Origin of the sequence: Yersinia sp. 2541 StPb PI (assembly GCF_052217145.1) — a bacterium.
GTDB classification, from domain to species: Bacteria; Pseudomonadota; Gammaproteobacteria; order Enterobacterales; family Enterobacteriaceae; genus Yersinia; species Yersinia enterocolitica_E.
This window is the reverse complement of the sequence record NZ_JAZGQB010000001.1, coordinates 2457667-2474680: the sequence shown is the minus strand read 5'-3', so window position 1 is coordinate 2474680 and position 17014 is coordinate 2457667. Positions and strand designations below refer to the sequence as shown.

Here is a 17014-nt window from a genome sequence, read left to right as displayed (position 1 = left end):
CCTTTGCTCATTAATGTTACTCAACATAATATTAATGAGAAGCAATGCAGCGAATAAGGTAAAAAACTGGTATGGCGATCGTATTAGGCATCGATCCCGGTTCTCGTGTCACCGGTTATGGCGTTATTCGCCAGCAAGGCCGTCAGCTCACTTATCTGGGCAGCGGTTGTATCCGCACTGTTGTTGACGATATGCCTACTCGTCTGAAGCTAATTTATGCTGGTGTGACTGAAATTATCACTCAGTTCCAACCTGATTTTTTTGCTATTGAACAAGTGTTTATGGCGAAAAACCCGGATTCGGCATTAAAGCTGGGGCAAGCACGCGGCGCTGCAATTGTTGCTGCGGTAAACCTGAATTTACCGGTTTCTGAATATGCAGCCCGCCAGGTAAAGCAAACTGTGGTGGGAACCGGGGCGGCAGAAAAAAGTCAGGTTCAACATATGGTGCGTTCACTGTTAAAACTGCCAGCGAATCCCCAGGCCGATGCGGCTGATGCATTAGCTATTGCGATAACCCATTGCCATCTTAGTCAAAATACCTTGCGATTGGGGAATGACCAAATGACATTGGCGCGTGGCAGAATTCGCTAACCCATTACCAGACGCGAACAGGTTAACAGTTATTGTTGGCTGGATATCCATCCAGCCTTTTTTATGCTATAAACAGCCATTATGTTTATACCCGACCGCGGGTAAACGAGGAGAGAGTCAACGTGATAGGGCGCCTCAGAGGTATCATTCTGGAAAAACAGCCACCGTTGGTGCTGTTGGAAACAAACGGTGTTGGCTATGAAGTCCAATTACCAATGACCTGCTTTTATGAGCTGCCGGACTTGGGGCAGGAAGCCATTATCTTTACCCAATTTATCGTGCGTGAAGATGCTCAGCTTTTGTATGGCTTTAATGATAAGCAGGAGCGGGCGCTGTTTCGCGAACTGATTAAAGTTAACGGTGTTGGTCCTAAACTGGCGCTGGCCATTCTCTCCGGCATGTCTGCGCAGCAATTTGTGGCCGCGGTTGAACGGGAAGACATTACCACTTTGGTTAAATTACCCGGTGTCGGCAAGAAGACGGCCGAACGGCTGGTGGTGGAAATGAAAGACCGCTTTAAAGGTCTGAATGGCGATCTGTTCAATAATACCGGCGATATTCAGTTGCCCGCCAGTTCATCGCAAACATCGGATGCCGATATTGAGGCGGAAGCTGCTTCGGCACTGGTTGCTTTGGGCTATAAACCACAGGAAGCCAGCCGTTTGGTGAGCAAAATTGCTAAACCGGGTGCTGACTGTGAAACCCTGATCCGCGACGCTCTGCGTTCCGCATTATAGAGTGAGTCATACAGGATGATTGAAGCAGACCGCCTGATATCGGCAGGTATTATCAGTGATGAAGAGAGCATTGATCGGGCTATCCGACCAAAGCTATTGGCAGAATATGTCGGGCAGCCCCACGTCCGCGAGCAAATGGAAATCTTCATTCAGGCGGCAAAACAGCGTGGCGACGCGCTTGATCATGTCCTGATTTTCGGCCCGCCAGGGCTGGGTAAAACCACATTGGCAAATATTGTTGCTAATGAGATGGGGGTGAACCTGCGAACTACCTCCGGCCCGGTCTTGGAAAAGGCCGGTGACTTAGCGGCGATGCTGACCAATCTTGAACCACACGATGTCCTGTTTATTGATGAAATCCATCGATTATCGCCGGTTGTAGAGGAGATCCTCTATCCGGCAATGGAAGATTATCAATTGGATATCATGATTGGTGAAGGCCCCGCCGCCCGTTCAATCAAACTTGATCTGCCGCCATTTACCCTGATTGGTGCCACCACTCGCGCCGGTTCATTGACCTCTCCACTGCGTGACAGGTTTGGTATTGTGCAACGCCTGGAATTTTATCAGGTGGCAGATTTAGAACATATTGTCGCGCGCAGTGCCAAGTGTATGGGGTTGGAACTGACGCCAGAAGGGGCTCATCAACTGGCGCGTCGTTCAAGAGGGACGCCACGTATCACTAACCGTCTGCTGCGCCGGGTGCGAGATTTTGCTGAGGTCAGAGCCGATGGCGCGATTAACGGCGATGTGGCGATGAAAGCGCTAGATATGCTTAATGTCGATGCCGAAGGGTTTGACTTTATGGACCGTAAGCTGTTGCTCGCCGTGATTGACAAGTTTATGGGCGGTCCGGTAGGGCTGGATAACTTGGCCGCCGCGATTGGCGAAGAGCGGGAAACGATTGAAGACGTACTGGAACCCTATTTGATCCAACAAGGTTTTATTCAACGCACACCACGTGGGCGAATTGCCACCAATCATGCTTACAAACATTTTGGGATTACCCGCGAAGAGTAAATTTTTTGATGCAGGGCTGAGCCAATGCCAGCCCTGATGGAGTGATAGTCAGGCGGTTGCTTGTTCGCCGACAGGTATGTTAATCATTCGATTAAGCCATGGAATGAGTAGCGCCATAACCAGTGCAATGGCCAGTGTGGCGATGCCAATTTTGCCAAAAACATCGGTATAGATAGGCAGTGTTTCGAGTGGGTCTGTTATCCCTTCTGGTGTCGCGGTAAAGGTGGCAACATAACCGCCAATCAGGAACGATGCGGCTTGCGTCAGGAACCACATCCCCAGAATAAAGCCCATCAGATATTGCGGTACCAGTGCCGCCACCATCGCTAAACCTAAAGCACTGATCATCAATTCCCCCAGGCTCTGGAATAAGTAAACCAGAACGATAAACCAAGGTGATGTCAGACCTTGTGCATCAGCAAACCACATCCCCGCGGCGGCCGCTGTCAGAAAACCCAGTGAACATAAAAACATACCTAAAGTAAATTTGGCCGGCATCGATAAGTCACGGTTTTTACTGCCCAGGCGGGTATAAATTGAGGCTAAAATCGGGCTGGCCACCACTACCCAGAATGGATTTAGTGCCTGGAAACTCACCGGATTGATAGTGAAACCAAGAATTTCATGATGAACATTATTGATGGCGAAGAAGTTGAGTGACGTCGGCATCTGTGCATACAGCACGTAGAAGACGATAGCTTCAATCATCAGAATAAAAGCGACATACATTTTATTGCGGCCTAATTTATCCTGCTTAAATGCTTCTTTGAAAAAGATAAATACCACAATCAACGATAAGACGATCAGCACCAGATTGGCAATCACCACATGGTTCATTAACCAAGCACAGAGACATATCATCACCGCACTACCAGCCAGTACCAGTAGCAAGTTTCGCCAATTTAACGGTTTAGCATCAGGCTCGGAACCGATATGACTCACCATATGGCGGCAGCAGAAATAGACCAACAAAGCAAAAATCAAACCAATACCGCACAAATAATAGGTCACGGTATAACCGAAGCGTTCGGCAATAACCGGAGCCAATGACAGTGAAATTAGGGAGCCGATATTGATCGACATGTAAAACAAGGTGAAGGCCCCATCAAGGCGTGGATCTTTGGGGAGATAGCATTTTGACAATAGGCTAGCCGGATTAGCTTTAAACAAACCATTACCGACAGCAATGGTCCCCAAAGCAAAGAAGATTAGATTTGGGTTATATAGTGATAAACCGGTAGCAAAGTATCCGAGAGCCAGCACGATAGCGCCTAATACCATGGTGCGTTTAGTGCCTAATAAATGGTCGCCGACATATCCACCAATCGAAATCAGGCCATAAACCAAAGCGGCAAAAGCCCCAAAAGTGACAAACGCTTGTTCCTGTGAAAACCCTAACTGCTTTACGAAGAAAACAGCAAGAATACCTTGAACACCGTAATAACCGAACCTCTCCCATAGTTCGACAAAGAAAATCATGAAGAATGGTTTGGGTTGCTGAAGTAAACCAGTGGGTGTGGATCTATCCATGAGAACCGCCTCTGCGGAATAATCATTCTGCGTAAATTGGGAGCATACAAGCCCATGCAGAAATGAAAGAGGTATCTGCATAACCATTATATTGCTCATTGATTTGAGTGATAGGCAGAGTATTACACTGCAATTTTATTGTATTTGTGGTTGATCACACTAATTAAAATATAAAATACAGAATTGATGATTGTTGGAATATTTAGCAATAGACGCTAATCGTGAACGAGGTTATTGCTATTAGTGGCAGGAGTTAATGGTTTGAGAACATTAATGGTAAGGGTGGATAGGGGGTTTATTACTCTAAACCCCCCTTTAATAGAGCAATTATCCACGCGCCTTTTGTGACAGGCTGAGTACAAACATGACCGCCGCACAAAGTACCACTGAAGGCCCAGCGGGGGTGTCATAGAAAGCAGAGAATGTCAGACCACCGGTCACGGCAACAATACCGATACCGATGGCAATTCCAGCCATCTGTTCGGGGGTTCGGGCAAAACGACGAGCTGCCGCAGCAGGAATGATTAGCAGTGAGGTGATAATCAGCGCGCCAACAAACTTCATCGACAGCCCGATAGTCAGTGCGGTGACCAGCATTAGCAACATCCGTACCCGTTCTAGGTTGACCCCATCAACATGAGCCAGCTCCGGGCTAACCGTCATTGACAGCAGTGCCCGCCATTGCCAACACAGCACCGCTAACACCACAATAACACCTACGGCAATCAACCAGATATCACTCAGTGTTACGGAAAGCAGATCACCAAACAGATAGGCCATTAAATCGACCCGGACATTATGCATCAGACTCACGACCACCAGGCCCAGTGATAATGCGCTGTGAGCCATGATCCCCAGTAGCGTATCGACTGCTAACTGTGGGCGGCGTTCTAACCACACCAAAATCACGGCTAATACCATGGTCATTACAATCACGGCATAAAACGGATTCACATTTAGCAGTAAACCAAAAGCAACACCCAGTAAGGAGGCATGGGCCAGAGTATCACCAAAATAGGACATTCGACGCCAAACGACGAACGACCCCAGCGGGCCGGCCGCTGTTGCCAATAATACTCCTGCTAACCAGCCAGGTAGCAATAATTCAATCATGCCTCACGACTCCCGCTGTTCTTCAAAATAATCTTTCCGTGCAAATCGTGTCGATGATTATGGTGGTGGCGATAAACCGCTAGCTGCTCAGCGCCACGATTGCCAAACATGGCAATAAATTCAGGATGAGTGGAAACAACCTCTGGTGCACCAGAACAGCAGATATGTTGGTTAAGGCATAATACTTCATCAGTTTTGGCCATCACTAAATGCAAGTCATGGGAAACCATCATAACAGCACAGCCTAACTCTTTACGCAGTTGCTCGATTAAGTCGTATAGCGCTAATTGCCCATTAACATCAACACCTTGCGTTGGCTCATCCAGTACCAGTAACTGCGGTTTGTTCAGTAATGCACGGGCTAACAGCACGCGTTGGTTCTCACCGCCAGACAGTCTTTGCATGGGTTGGTCTAATAAATGTGCTGCATGCACACGCTTGAGTGCCGGCAGGATATCCGCCTTTTTGACACCCGGTTTCAAACGCATAAAACGGCTTACAGTGAGCGGTAATGTGGCATCCAAATGAAGTTTTTGCGGAACATAACCGATGCGTAAGCCCGGCTGACGGACAAGCGTGCCGCTGGTGGGAGGAATCAGCCCCAGAACCACGCGAACCAGCGTCGATTTACCGGCACCATTTGGCCCAAGCAGGGTGAGAATTCTTCCCGGTCGCAGTGAAAGGGAGATATCGTTCAGTACCCGCCGGCTACCAAAAGTGACGGATATATTATGTAGAGTTACCAATGTGGACATTATGATTACGTTTGCAGAACCGAGTGAATGTTATAATATTACGCTTTACCCAACAAAACGTCGAGAATTCGTATTATGTTACATAAAAAAAAATGGCTAAAGCGGGCAATGCTAGCCAGCGCAATTTTAATTGCCAACCCATTTAATATTGCCTCAGCGGCGGTCGTTACATCAGTACGGCCATTAGGTTTTATTGCCTCTGCCATTGCCGATGGGGTGTTACCAACGGAAGTATTATTGCCCGATGGTGCATCGCCACACGATTATGCGCTTCGTCCGTCGGATGTCCAGCGGTTACGCAGTGCCGAGCTGGTTATTTGGGTCGGACCAGAAATGGAAGCATTTTTAACAAAACCATTGACACAAGTTGCTGATAATAAAAAGATTGCACTGGCTGAGTTACCTTCAGTTACACCTTTATTGATCAAAGGTGACGAACATGATGAACATGAAGGTGAAACCGCAGGGCATGACCATGATCATGCTGAAGATAATCACAGTGACGAGCACCATCATGGCGAGAACAACATGCATATTTGGTTGTCGCCAACGATTGCGAAACAATCTGCAATCGCTATTCACGACAGATTATTGGAACTTATGCCACAAAATAAGGACAAATTAGATGCAAACCTGCGCCGATTCGAGGATCAACTAGCGCAAAACGAAAAAAATATTGCTACTATGTTGAAGCCTGCCCAAGGTAAGGGATATTTCGTCTTTCATGATGCCTATGGCTACTTTGAAAAACACTTTGGCTTGAGCCCGTTAGGGTATTTTACAGTCAATCCCGAAATACAGCCTGGTGCGCAGCGTTTACATCAAATTCGAACACAGTTGGTTGAGCATAAAGCGGTATGCGTTTTTGCTGAGCCACAATTCAGGCCGGCCGTCATTAATGCCGTTGCTAAAGGAACAAATGTGCGTTCAGGCACCTTGGATCCCTTGGGCAGCGGTATCGTATTAGGCAAGGACAGCTATGTGAACTTTTTGTCTCAGTTGTCGAACCAATACGTGAGCTGCCTGAAGTAAGATTAAAAGGATACTCATAAGTGCAGCAGATAGTCCGAACTATCACCTTGGCGTATAACAATCTCCCTCGACCCCACCGTATTATGCTGGGGTCGTTGACTGTAATGACACTGGCCGTAGCTGTTTGGCGGCCTTTTGTTTATCACCCCGAGCATGAACCTGTCGCTAAGAGCGTGGTATTAGATACCAGCCAAACCCGCATTTTATTACCTGAAGCCAGCGAACCCATCGATCAGCCCACGCCTGATGATGAAATTCCACAAGATGAGCTAGATGCCAAAGATGTTAGTGAAACCGGTGTTCATGAGTATGTGGTTTCAACTGGGGATACCCTGAGCAGCATTCTTACCCAGTACGGCATTGATATCTCTGATGTGTCGCTATTGGCGACGCAAAACCGTGATCTGCGTAATCTGAAGATCGGGCAGCAAATCTCTTGGACCGTCAATGATACCGGTGATTTACAGAGCTTGACTTGGGAAGTTTCTCGTCGTGAAACGCGGACTTATGACCGTGTTGGCAATAATTTCAAAGAGACCAAAGAGCTACAAAAAGGTGAGTGGAGCAACAAGGTTCTGACGGGTCGCCTTGATGGCAGCTTTGTCACCAGCGCCAGGAAGGCAGGCTTGACGGCTTCCGAGATTCGCGCGGTCACTAAAGCATTACAGTGGCAGCTTGACTTCGCCAAACTGCGTAAAGGTGATCAATTCTCGGTTTTGATGTCACGTGAAATTCTTGATGGCCGCAGTGAGCAAAGCCAACTGGTCGGGGTGCGTATGCGTTCCGGTGGTAAGGATTACTACGCTATCCGTGCCGATGACGGTAAATTTTATGACCGGCTTGGTTCTGGCCTGGCCCGTGGTTTCATGCGTTTCCCTACCATGAAGCAATTCCGGGTGTCGTCAAACTTTAACCCACGCCGCCTAAACCCGGTAACCGGGCGTATTGCCCCGCATAAAGGTGTGGATTTCTCTATGCCTGTCGGGACGCCAGTGCTCGCCGTCGGTGATGGTGAAGTCGTGATCGCAAAACGCAGTGGGGCGGCGGGTAACTATGTTGCTATCCGGCATGGTCGCCAATACACCACCCGTTATATGCATCTGAAAAAGTTGTTGGTCAAGCCAGGTCAAAAAGTAAAACGTGGTGATCGTATCGCATTGTCAGGTAATACTGGCCGCTCTACTGGTCCTCATTTGCACTATGAATTCTGGATGAATCAGCAAGCCGTTAATCCATTAACCGCTAAATTACCGCGCTCAGAAGGCTTGAGTGGTAAAGACCGCAGTGAATATCTGGCTATCGCCAAGCAGGTCATTCCGCAGTTACAACTGGATTAACCGCTATCCAGTAACCACTATCTACCGGAGTGTTATACCCAGACAGTGGAGTTGCAGGGGGCAGCAAACCTACGAATCCCAATGAACTTAGGTTAAGTGATTCGGGTGAGTGGGAGTAGCTAGCAACCCTGCGGCTTCAAGGATGAAGGGTATACTATTATTAGCCCACAGAATTCCAAGAGTTCCCCCATGCATAAAGATAAACATGACGCCGCTGGCTTTATTCCGGTATTTAAGAAATCTTTCCTCCACCCACGGTTTTGGGGGGTATGGTTGGGGGCCGGTTCTATGGCCGCGATGGCTTATGTGCCACCGAAATTCCGCGATCCTTTGTTAGCAGGGATTGGCCGTCTGGCGGGCAAGTTTGCCAAGAGCGCCCGTCGTCGCGCGCGGATTAATCTTCTTTATTGTATGCCAGAGCTGCCGGAAGCTGAGCGCGAACATATCATTGACCAGATGTTTGCCACTGCGGCGCAACCGTTGATGATGATGGCAGAACTGTGCTTTCGTGAACCGAAGAAAGTACTCTCTCGGGTTCATTGGCACGGTTTGGAGATTCTTGACGAGTTGCAGCAGCAGCAGCGTAATGTCATTTTGTTGGTGCCACATGCCTGGTCGATCGATATACCGGCAATGCTGCTCGCAGAACAGGGCAAACCAGTTGCCGGTATGTTCCATCATCAGCGCAATCCGCTAGTTGATTATTTATGGAATAGTGCCCGTTTGCGGTTTGGTGGGCGAATTCATGCGCGTGAAAGTGGCATCAAGCCATTTATCAGTTCAGTGCGCCAGGGGTTCTGGGGCTACTATTTGCCGGATGAAGATTATGGCCCTGAGCAAAGTGAATTTGTTGATTTCTTTGCCACCTATAAGGCGACCTTGCCAGCAGTAGGGCGTTTGATGAAAGTATGTCGTGCGGCAATCGTACCGATGTTCCCAGTCTATAATTATCGCGAACACCGCCTTGATATCTATATTCGTCCACCGATGGATGATTTGGCTGATGCTGATGACGCCTATATTGCCCGCCGTATGAATGAAGAAGTTGAGTTGTTGGTAAAACCCAACCCGGAGCAATATACCTGGATTCTTAAGTTGTTGAAAACCCGTAAAGAGGGTGAGATAGAGCCTTATGTTCGTAAGGATATTTAACAGTCGCTATCGTGATTAAACATAAAAAAGCCCGCACATTTTAGTCGCGGGCTTTTGCATTTATTGGCTACAGCAAACTACTCAACACGTAGGATGCGGCTGGTATTGGTCGTACCAATAGTCCCCATCACATCGCCCTGCGTTACAATAACCAGATCACCTGAGACTAGGAAACCTTTATCTTTCAGTCGGCTGACAGCTTCACTGGCCGCCAGAACACCATCAGTATGGGTATCACAATAAACTGGCGTGACACCACGGTAGATTGCCGTCAGATTTAAAGTATGGTCATGACGCGACATCGCAAAGATAGGCAAACCGGAGCTGATACGGGACATCATCAGTGCCGTACGGCCAGATTCGGTCATGGCGATAATGGCCGTGATACCTTTCAGGTGGTTTGCTGCATACATGGTCGACATCGCGATAGCTTCTTCGACATTGTCGAATTGCACATCAAGGCGGTGTTTAGACACATTGATACTTGGGATCTTCTCCGCACCCAGACAAACTCGTGCCATAGCAGCAACAGTTTCTGCTGGATACTGACCGGCAGCGGTTTCTGCTGACAACATAACAGCGTCAGTACCATCTAGCACGGCGTTAGCAACGTCCATCACTTCCGCACGGGTTGGCATCGGGTTGGTTATCATTGACTCCATCATTTGAGTCGCGGTGATAACCGCACGGTTAAGCTGACGAGCACGGCGGATCAGTTTCTTCTGAATTCCCACCAGCTCTGGGTCACCAATTTCTACCCCCAAATCACCACGGGCAACCATCACTACATCAGAGGCCAGGATGATATCATCCATAGCTTCATCGGTTGCAACCGCTTCAGCACGCTCAACTTTTGCCACGATTTGTGCATTACAGCCAGCATCACGCGCCAAACGGCGGGCATAATGCAAATCTTCACCAGTCCGTGGGAACGAAACAGCCAGGAAGTCCACCCCGATTTTAGCGGCGGTAATAATATCGGCTTTGTCTTTTTCTGTCAGCGCTTCTGCCGACAGACCGCCACCGAGCTTATTAATGCCCTTATTATTGGAGAGTGGGCCACCGACAGTAACTTCGGTGAACACTTTCATGCCCTGGACTTCAATGACTTTTAATTGTACCCGGCCATCATCCAGCAGCAAAATATCACCAGGAACCACATCAGCGGGTAGGCCTTTGTAATCGATACCGACTTTGTCTTTATCACCTTCGCCTTTTGCCATATTGGCATCGAGCAAGAATTTATCATGTACGTTAAGGAATACTTTGCCTTCCTTAAAAGTAGATACCCGGATTTTAGGACCTTGCAAATCGCCAAGAATAGCAACATGGCGCCCTAATCTTGCAGCGATCTCACGGACTTTATTGGCCCGCAACTCATGATCTTCGGCGCTACCATGGGAAAAATTCAGGCGGACTACGTTAGCACCAGCAGCAATAATCTTTTCCAGATTATTGTCGCGGTCGGTAGCCGGCCCCAGTGTAGTAACAATCTTGGTCCTTCTGAGCCGTCTGGACATCTCTTACTCCGTTGACTGATGAAGCATGGTGTTGTTAAAACAGCGGATAATGAATCCGATAGTAAAATGTAATTAAGATCAAATTTTACGACGACATGCGATACGATAACCCTGTTTTACCACACAGCGCCATGCATGTTATCCGCTTGCGGATGTAAAACGATTGATGCATAAATGGCCCCATCCGAGCACCACCAATACATCAATGACAACATTACAAAAGCGAGCTATTTACCCCTTATCGGTTTTGGTAACGTTTACCGCCGCCATACAAGGACTATTTTCCAATAATACGTCAAATTATTACTCCAGAAGATGCGCTAACACAAAACAAAGCGACTTCTGCCCTTGACGTTATTCACCGCTGTTGACGCGCGGCGAACCTTTATCAAAGCGCGATTCTTTCAAGGCGTCTTTCACACGTTTCAGGTTATCCCTGAATTTTGCTCCACGCCGTAGGGTAAACCCGGTTGCCAGCACATCAATTAATGTCAATTGAGCAATACGGGAGACCATCGGCATGTACATATCAGTATCTTCCGGCACATCCAGCAGCAGTGATAGTGTTGCTTCATTTGCCAGCGGTGTATCACGCGAGGTGATAGCAATCACTGTGGCATCGTTTTCACGGGCTAAGTGGGCCAACTCGACCAGGTTTTTCGTCCGGCCAGTGTGAGAGATCAATACCACTACATCACCCTCACTGGAATTCATACAACTCATACGTTGCATAACGATGTCATCGAAATAAATTACCGGAATATTGAAACGGAAAAATTTATTCATCGCATCGTGAGCAACCGCGGCAGAGGCGCCAAGGCCAAAGAACGAAATTTTCTTCGCCTGAGTCAGTAAATCTACTGCCCGATTAATGGCCGCAATATCTAAATTGTTTTTCGCCATATCCAAGCTGGCCATGGTCGATTCGAAAATTTTTGTCGTGTAAGCAGCTACACTATCATCTTCTTCGACATTGCGGTTCACATAAGGTGTGCCATTTGCCAGACTTTGCGCCAAATGCAGTTTAAAATCAGGGAAACCTTTGGTGTCCAGTCGGCGGCAAAAACGGTTAACCGTCGGTTCGCTAACGTTCGCCATTTTGGCTAGTGTCGCGATACTTGAATGGATGGCAGTTTGTGGAGAGGCGAGGATCACCTCGGCGACTTTCCTTTCTGATTTGCTCAGGAGGTCCAGACTATTTTGGATATTTTCCAGCGTATTCATATATCGAGAGTCACCCATGGGTTTTACCGATTTCATTTAAAGGAGAAATCTATGCCGGTTTAATGAAAATATACTACGAGCTGGGACCCGTTGGCAGTGGCATAGGGTGGGAAGTAAGGTTTTTTCACCAGAATATGACCTGTGTCTAATTTTCATAATGGTAAATAGTTGTCAAAAACGTCATAAAATTACATTTTAAAGTTGCACGGCCTGATTTGGCGCGGCTTGGCACCCTGATGGATGTTTTTTAACCTTTTTTGCTCTGCTTTTATCTGGGTTTACTGGCTATAGTCAAAGAGAGTACATTAGTAATGTAAGAAAATTACAAATATCCTGCAACGAGGAGAATAACATGGCGGTAACTAATACAGCCCAGGCAGCCCAGGCGTGTGATCTGGTGATTTTCGGCGCTAAGGGAGACTTGGCTCGCCGGAAACTGCTGCCTTCCCTTTACCAATTAGAGAAAGCGGGTCACATCCACCCAGATACTCGCATCATCGGCGTAGGCCGTGCCGAGTGGGACAAAGACGCGTACACAGCCGTGGTAAAGGAAGCCCTCGATACCTTTATGAAAGAGAAGATGGATGATGAATTGTGGCAAAAGCTCAGTTCTCGTCTCGACTTCTGTAATTTGGATGTCAATGACAGCAAACACTTTGCCAAATTGGGCAAGATGCTGGATCAAAAAAGTCGTACCACCATTAACTACTTTGCCATGCCACCCAATACGTTTGGTGCAATTTGTAAAGGATTGGGCGAAGCAGGGCTGAATAAAGAGCCTGCTCGTGTGGTAATGGAAAAACCGTTAGGGAAGGATTTAGCCTCTTCTCGGGTGATTAACGATCAAGTGGCAGAATATTTCAACGAGTGTCAGGTTTACCGTATCGACCACTATTTAGGTAAAGAGACAGTACTGAACCTGTTGGCTCTGCGTTTTGCTAACTCACTGTTTGCTTCTAACTGGGATAATCGCACTATTGACCATGTGCAGATCACGGTTGCCGAAGAGGTCGGGATTGAAGGGCGCTGGGGCTATTTTGATCAGGCCGGCCAGATGCGTGACATGATCCAGAACCATCTACTGCAAATCCTGACCATGATTGCCATGTCACCGCCAGCAGATCTCAGTACTGACCGAATTCGTGATGAAAAAGTGAAAGTACTGCGATCATTGCGCCGTATCGACCACACCAATGTGCGGGAAACCACAGTACGTGGTCAGTATACCGCCGGTTTTGTCCAGGGTAATAAAGTACCCGGCTATCTGGAAGAGGAAGGGGCGAATAAGAACAGCAACACTGAAACGTTTGTTTCTATCCGTGTCGATATTGATGACTGGCGTTGGGCTGGGGTGCCGTTCTATTTGAGAACCGGCAAACGCCTGCCAACAAAATGTTCTGAAGTGGTGGTTTACTTTAAAAATCCGGCACTGAATCTGTTCCGCGAGTCTTATCAGCAATTGCCTCAAAACAAGCTGACGATCCGCTTGCAACCGGATGAAGGTATCGAGATTGAAGTGCTGAATAAAGTGCCAGGTCTGGAGCATAAACACCGTCTGCAAACCACCAAGCTGGACCTCAGCTTCTCCAAAACCTTTAACGAGCAGCATATTGCTGATGCCTACGAACGTCTGTTGCTGGAGACCATGCGTGGTATTCAGGCACTGTTTGTGCGCCGTGATGAGGTTGAGGAAGCGTGGAAATGGGTCGATTCCATTATGGATGCATGGGCGGCTGATAATGATGCACCTAAGCCATATCAATCTGGAACCTGGGGGCCGGTGGCATCCGTTGCCATGATTACCCGCGACGGTCGTTCATGGAATGAGTTCGAATAAATATTTAGGTTATGACTATACCCTAAATAATTCGAGTTGCAGGAAGGCGGCAAGCGAGAGACAAATCGGTCGGGAAGCGATTTGAACGGTATTTATGCTAGCCCGTAGGATGAGCCTCAAGCTCAAGGATGAGGCTCATTAACCCCGATGAGCTTACATCAGTAAGTGATTCGGCTTATTGAGCGTAGCCAACGTACATGCAGCTTGAAGTATGACGGGTATATTCCCGATAACAGCGCCTCACCTAGGCGCAATAATAAAGAGTCGTTAGCTGGCTCGCATTGTGATTCTTTATGGCAGACAGAAGCAGGAATACATGTTCTGCCTGCCATATTTCAACTGGCACCCTCGGGTGAGTACATGCCAATCGGCATAAGTGGAGATAACAACTGATGAAAAGCTGGAAAACGAGCGCAGAACAGATCATGACCGCAGGCCCCGTGGTCCCGGTGATTGTGATTAATAAGCTCGAGCAGGCGGTACCGTTGGCAAAAGCCCTGGTGGCTGGCGGTGTTCGGGTGCTGGAAGTGACGTTGCGCACCCCTTGTGCTGTTGAGGCTATCCGTGCTATCGCAAAAGAAGTTCCTGAGGCGATTGTCGGCGCAGGTACTGTGCTCAATCCACAGCAGTTGGCTGATGTGGTTGAGGCTGGCGCGCAATTTGCTATCAGCCCAGGGCTGACTGATGAATTACTTAAGGCAGCCACTGCAGGCTCAATCCCATTAATTCCTGGGATCAGCACCGTTTCAGAACTGATGCTGGGTATGAGTTATGGCCTGCGTGAGTTTAAATTCTTCCCGGCAGAAGCTAATGGTGGTGTTAAAGCATTGCAAGCCATCGGCGGCCCATTCTCGCAAGTGCGTTTCTGCCCAACCGGCGGCATTACCCCGAATAACTACCGTGATTACCTGGCGCTGAAAAGCGTATTGTGTATTGGCGGTTCATGGTTGGTTCCGGCAGATGCGCTGGAAAAAGGGGACTACGCTCGTATTACTGAATTAGCCAAACAAGCCGTGGCGGGTGCAACAGCATAAGCTGTTCTAACCTCCTGAACTGACGAGATAATTCGCATAATCTCGTCAAACTATAAACCTCTGCCATGCAGGGGTTTTGTTTTTTTAGAACCACTAACTTATTATTTTATAATCTCTTTTTTTAAACTATTTATAAAATTGATGGTTTGCTTTATAAAATTGGCTGTGGTAAAAATACAGCAGTGAATTATTCCATTTTGATGAGGGTTTTAGGCGTATCACACTAGGTTTGGCAAACAAGTATGTAGCTAAAGCATGTGTGGCTAAAAAAAAGAGATATATTATGATTAAAACTAATGGAATTACTTTCAAACCTTCTACCTGTCAACTTTTCCTGTCAGCCATTCTGGCCAGTGAGCATCACTGGTGTAGCGAGCTGTAGCGTCTTTATTCTTCCATCTTAAATACCCGTCATACTTCATGCTGCATGTGCGTTGGCTGCGTTCAATCACCCGAATCACTTACTGATGTAAGCTCATCGGGGGTCTCTTGCTTAGCGCCTTCCGGCAATTCGAATTATTTAGGGTATAAAAAGTTTATACGCCAAGTGAGTTTCTATTTCTTACGGCCTGCGCATGTCTATTCCTTGTGAATAGGGCATCAAATTAGGATAACCGTAACAAATAGACCTTAGCGTGCGTTTTACCCGTTACTTTTCAAATAGCAGGGATGTTGGCCACTTATTACTCGGCCGTCCATGGGCCTCGCCTCTTTGAGGTCGCTGCTTGCACTTTGAAATCGATAGGGTAGCTGTGTTAGGAGAAGAATGATGATTTATTGGATATTTTTAGGTTTAGCGATTGTCGCAGAAATTATCGGCACGTTATCAATGAAATATGCCAGTGTCAGTGGTGAAATGACCGGGCATATCGTGATGTATTTTATGATAACCGGTTCATACATTTTACTGGCTCTGGCAGTGAAGAAAGTCGCGCTAGGCGTGGCCTATGCCCTGTGGGAAGGGATTGGCATCCTGATTATTACTGTGTTTAGCGTGCTGTGGTTTGATGAAAGCTTATCACCACTGAAAATTGCCGGTTTAGTGACCTTGATCGGCGGCATAATGTTAGTGAAGTCAGGGACGCGTAAGCCGAAGAAACCAAGCAGACCGCACAACAATTCAGGTGAGCAGCATGCAACAGCTTGAGTTTTACCATATTGCGTTTCTGATTTTGGCGGTCATCCTGGAAATCATTGCCAATATCTTGCTGAAAATGTCAGATGGTTTTCGCAGGGTATGGTTAGGCATATTATCACTGCTGTCAGTGTTAGGGGCATTCAGTGCTTTGGCACAAGCAGTGAAAGGCATTGAATTATCAGTGGCTTATGCCTTGTGGGGCGGGTTCGGTATTGCCGCCACCGTGGCCGCAGGTTGGATTTTGTTTAATCAGCGACTGAACTATAAAGGCTGGATCGGCCTGATTTTGCTACTGGCCGGCATGGTGATGATTAAGCTGTCCTGATATCCCCTTTGTACTTGATGCAGCAGGGGTGTTGGCTGCGCGCGCAAACCCGAATCACTTACCGGTGTAAGCTCATCGGGATTTGTTTGCTGGCAGCCTACCTGCAACTCCAGTTACTTTGGGTATATCGAGTGACAGTTTTTAATCGAAGCTGATAAGCGGGGAAATGTACTGAATGGGTCCTTATTTGTTTAAAATACAAGGGGCGCGAGCCGTCAGAGTGCCCATCAGTGCAGTCGCCCCGCAGATCGCAAAATCAAATAGCCGCAATAATTTTGATTTCAACTTTGTACTTCGGATTCATCAATTTGGCTTCGACGGTACAACGCACTGGCGCATTGCCATCAACCACCCAGGCATCCCACGCCGCATTCATCGCCGCGAAGTCCGCACTGTCTGCCAGAAAAATGGTGGCATCCAAAATACGGCTTTTATCTGAACCGAGCTGATTCAACATCATATCTATTGCAGCCAGTGTGTTGGCAGTTTGCGCCGTGGCGTCTGCATCCAGATTTTCCGGTACGCTGGTGTAATAGATAGTGTTGTTAAATACCACAGCATCTGACCAACGTTTTTCTGGATTAATTCGTTCAATACTCATTTTCACTCCCTTGTGTGAATGTCAATGTCAGTTATCAGTAGTAGGGTAGCATAGCTTATGATGAGA

At 47.6% G+C, this 17014-nt stretch carries 16 protein-coding genes; 10 read left to right on the top strand and 6 right to left on the bottom strand.

The window, feature by feature from the left end:
- Positions 1-71: 71 nt before the first annotated feature.
- The 3 genes from ruvC to ruvB all read left to right on the top strand — a co-directional run bounded on the left by ruvC (position 72) and on the right by ruvB (position 2350).
- Positions 72-593 carry a crossover junction endodeoxyribonuclease RuvC gene (ruvC, locus tag V1953_RS11000; RefSeq protein ID WP_005185237.1) on the top strand — a complete coding sequence of 174 codons (522 nt, stop codon included), beginning with the start codon at positions 72-74 and terminating at the stop codon, positions 591-593.
- Positions 594-715: 122 nt separating this feature from the next.
- Positions 716-1330, top strand: a complete 615-nt coding sequence (ruvA, locus tag V1953_RS10995) for a Holliday junction branch migration protein RuvA (protein WP_083159002.1) — start codon at positions 716-718, stop codon at positions 1328-1330.
- A gap of 15 nt (positions 1331-1345) precedes the next feature.
- Positions 1346-2350: a Holliday junction branch migration DNA helicase RuvB gene (gene ruvB / locus V1953_RS10990; protein WP_083159001.1), complete on the top strand. Its 1005-nt coding sequence runs from the start codon at positions 1346-1348 to the stop codon at positions 2348-2350.
- Between the two features lie 48 nt (positions 2351-2398).
- On the opposite strand, the gene dtpB is transcribed toward ruvB, so the two are convergent.
- From dtpB to znuC, 3 genes are all read right to left on the bottom strand, one after another.
- Positions 2399-3880, bottom strand: coding sequence for a dipeptide/tripeptide permease DtpB (gene dtpB / locus V1953_RS10985; protein WP_083159000.1), 1482 nt, complete (start codon positions 3878-3880; stop codon positions 2399-2401).
- 327 nt (positions 3881-4207) lie between these two features.
- Entirely contained in the window at positions 4208-4993 is a 786-nt protein-coding gene (znuB, locus tag V1953_RS10980) for a zinc ABC transporter permease subunit ZnuB (protein WP_083158999.1), read from the bottom strand.
- Positions 4990-5748, bottom strand: a complete 759-nt coding sequence (znuC, locus tag V1953_RS10975) for a zinc ABC transporter ATP-binding protein ZnuC (protein WP_083158998.1) — start codon at positions 5746-5748, stop codon at positions 4990-4992. Before znuC ends, znuB begins: the two co-directional genes overlap by 4 nt.
- A gap of 75 nt (positions 5749-5823) precedes the next feature.
- On the opposite strand from znuC, the gene znuA reads away from it, so the two are divergent.
- The 3 genes from znuA to lpxM all read left to right on the top strand — a co-directional run bounded on the left by znuA (position 5824) and on the right by lpxM (position 9269).
- Positions 5824-6780 (top strand): zinc ABC transporter substrate-binding protein ZnuA, encoded by a 957-nt coding sequence (gene znuA / locus V1953_RS10970; protein ID WP_083158997.1) that lies wholly within the window; start codon positions 5824-5826, stop codon positions 6778-6780.
- Between the two features lie 20 nt (positions 6781-6800).
- A complete protein-coding gene (gene mepM, locus V1953_RS10965) occupies positions 6801-8117 on the top strand; it encodes a murein DD-endopeptidase MepM (RefSeq protein WP_102970417.1) in 1317 nt (438 codons plus the stop codon).
- Between the two features lie 189 nt (positions 8118-8306).
- Positions 8307-9269 (top strand): lauroyl-Kdo(2)-lipid IV(A) myristoyltransferase, encoded by a 963-nt coding sequence (gene lpxM, locus V1953_RS10960; RefSeq protein WP_083158996.1) that lies wholly within the window; start codon positions 8307-8309, stop codon positions 9267-9269.
- Between the two features lie 77 nt (positions 9270-9346).
- On the opposite strand, the gene pyk is transcribed toward lpxM, so the two are convergent.
- Entirely contained in the window at positions 9347-10789 is a 1443-nt protein-coding gene (gene pyk / locus V1953_RS10955; RefSeq protein WP_083158995.1) for a pyruvate kinase, read from the bottom strand.
- A gap of 354 nt (positions 10790-11143) precedes the next feature.
- Positions 11144-12031 (bottom strand): MurR/RpiR family transcriptional regulator, encoded by an 888-nt coding sequence (locus V1953_RS10950; protein WP_372558924.1) that lies wholly within the window; start codon positions 12029-12031, stop codon positions 11144-11146.
- Between the two features lie 334 nt (positions 12032-12365).
- Here V1953_RS10950 and zwf point away from each other — a divergent pair, with 334 nt between their 5' ends.
- From zwf to mdtI, 4 genes are all read left to right on the top strand, one after another.
- The gene (zwf, locus tag V1953_RS10945; RefSeq protein ID WP_442847864.1) at positions 12366-13850 is read left to right on the top strand and encodes a glucose-6-phosphate dehydrogenase; all 1485 of its coding nucleotides are present in this window, start codon (positions 12366-12368) and stop codon (positions 13848-13850) included.
- 392 nt (positions 13851-14242) lie between these two features.
- Positions 14243-14884: a bifunctional 4-hydroxy-2-oxoglutarate aldolase/2-dehydro-3-deoxy-phosphogluconate aldolase gene (locus V1953_RS10940; protein WP_083158992.1), complete on the top strand. Its 642-nt coding sequence runs from the start codon at positions 14243-14245 to the stop codon at positions 14882-14884.
- A gap of 769 nt (positions 14885-15653) precedes the next feature.
- A complete protein-coding gene (gene mdtJ / locus V1953_RS10935) occupies positions 15654-16031 on the top strand; it encodes a multidrug/spermidine efflux SMR transporter subunit MdtJ (RefSeq protein ID WP_372569879.1) in 378 nt (125 codons plus the stop codon).
- The gene (mdtI, locus tag V1953_RS10930) at positions 16018-16347 is read left to right on the top strand and encodes a multidrug/spermidine efflux SMR transporter subunit MdtI (protein WP_005163022.1); all 330 of its coding nucleotides are present in this window, start codon (positions 16018-16020) and stop codon (positions 16345-16347) included. The genes mdtJ and mdtI overlap by 14 nt, the downstream gene beginning before the upstream one ends.
- Before the next feature lie 256 nt (positions 16348-16603).
- On the opposite strand, the gene V1953_RS10925 is transcribed toward mdtI, so the two are convergent.
- Positions 16604-16948, bottom strand: coding sequence for a RidA family protein (locus V1953_RS10925; protein ID WP_083158990.1), 345 nt, complete (start codon positions 16946-16948; stop codon positions 16604-16606).
- Positions 16949-17014 lie beyond the last annotated feature (66 nt).

Coding starts and splice junctions, on each gene's coding strand:
- pyk (WP_083158995.1), bottom strand. CDS start 10,789: ATGTCCAGACGGCTCAGAAGGACCAAGATTGTTACTACACTGGGGCCG.
- znuA (WP_083158997.1), top strand. CDS start 5,824: ATGTTACATAAAAAAAAATGGCTAAAGCGGGCAATGCTAGCCAGCGCA.
- mdtI (WP_005163022.1), top strand. CDS start 16,018: ATGCAACAGCTTGAGTTTTACCATATTGCGTTTCTGATTTTGGCGGTC.
- V1953_RS10940 (WP_083158992.1), top strand. CDS start 14,243: ATGAAAAGCTGGAAAACGAGCGCAGAACAGATCATGACCGCAGGCCCC.
- V1953_RS10950 (WP_372558924.1), bottom strand. CDS start 12,031: ATGGGTGACTCTCGATATATGAATACGCTGGAAAATATCCAAAATAGT.
- mdtJ (WP_372569879.1), top strand. CDS start 15,654: ATGATTTATTGGATATTTTTAGGTTTAGCGATTGTCGCAGAAATTATC.
- znuB (WP_083158999.1), bottom strand. CDS start 4,993: ATGATTGAATTATTGCTACCTGGCTGGTTAGCAGGAGTATTATTGGCA.
- ruvB (WP_083159001.1), top strand. CDS start 1,346: ATGATTGAAGCAGACCGCCTGATATCGGCAGGTATTATCAGTGATGAA.
- dtpB (WP_083159000.1), bottom strand. CDS start 3,880: ATGGATAGATCCACACCCACTGGTTTACTTCAGCAACCCAAACCATTC.
- ruvC (WP_005185237.1), top strand. CDS start 72: ATGGCGATCGTATTAGGCATCGATCCCGGTTCTCGTGTCACCGGTTAT.
- V1953_RS10925 (WP_083158990.1), bottom strand. CDS start 16,948: ATGAGTATTGAACGAATTAATCCAGAAAAACGTTGGTCAGATGCTGTG.
- zwf (WP_442847864.1), top strand. CDS start 12,366: ATGGCGGTAACTAATACAGCCCAGGCAGCCCAGGCGTGTGATCTGGTG.
- znuC (WP_083158998.1), bottom strand. CDS start 5,748: ATGTCCACATTGGTAACTCTACATAATATATCCGTCACTTTTGGTAGC.
- lpxM (WP_083158996.1), top strand. CDS start 8,307: ATGCATAAAGATAAACATGACGCCGCTGGCTTTATTCCGGTATTTAAG.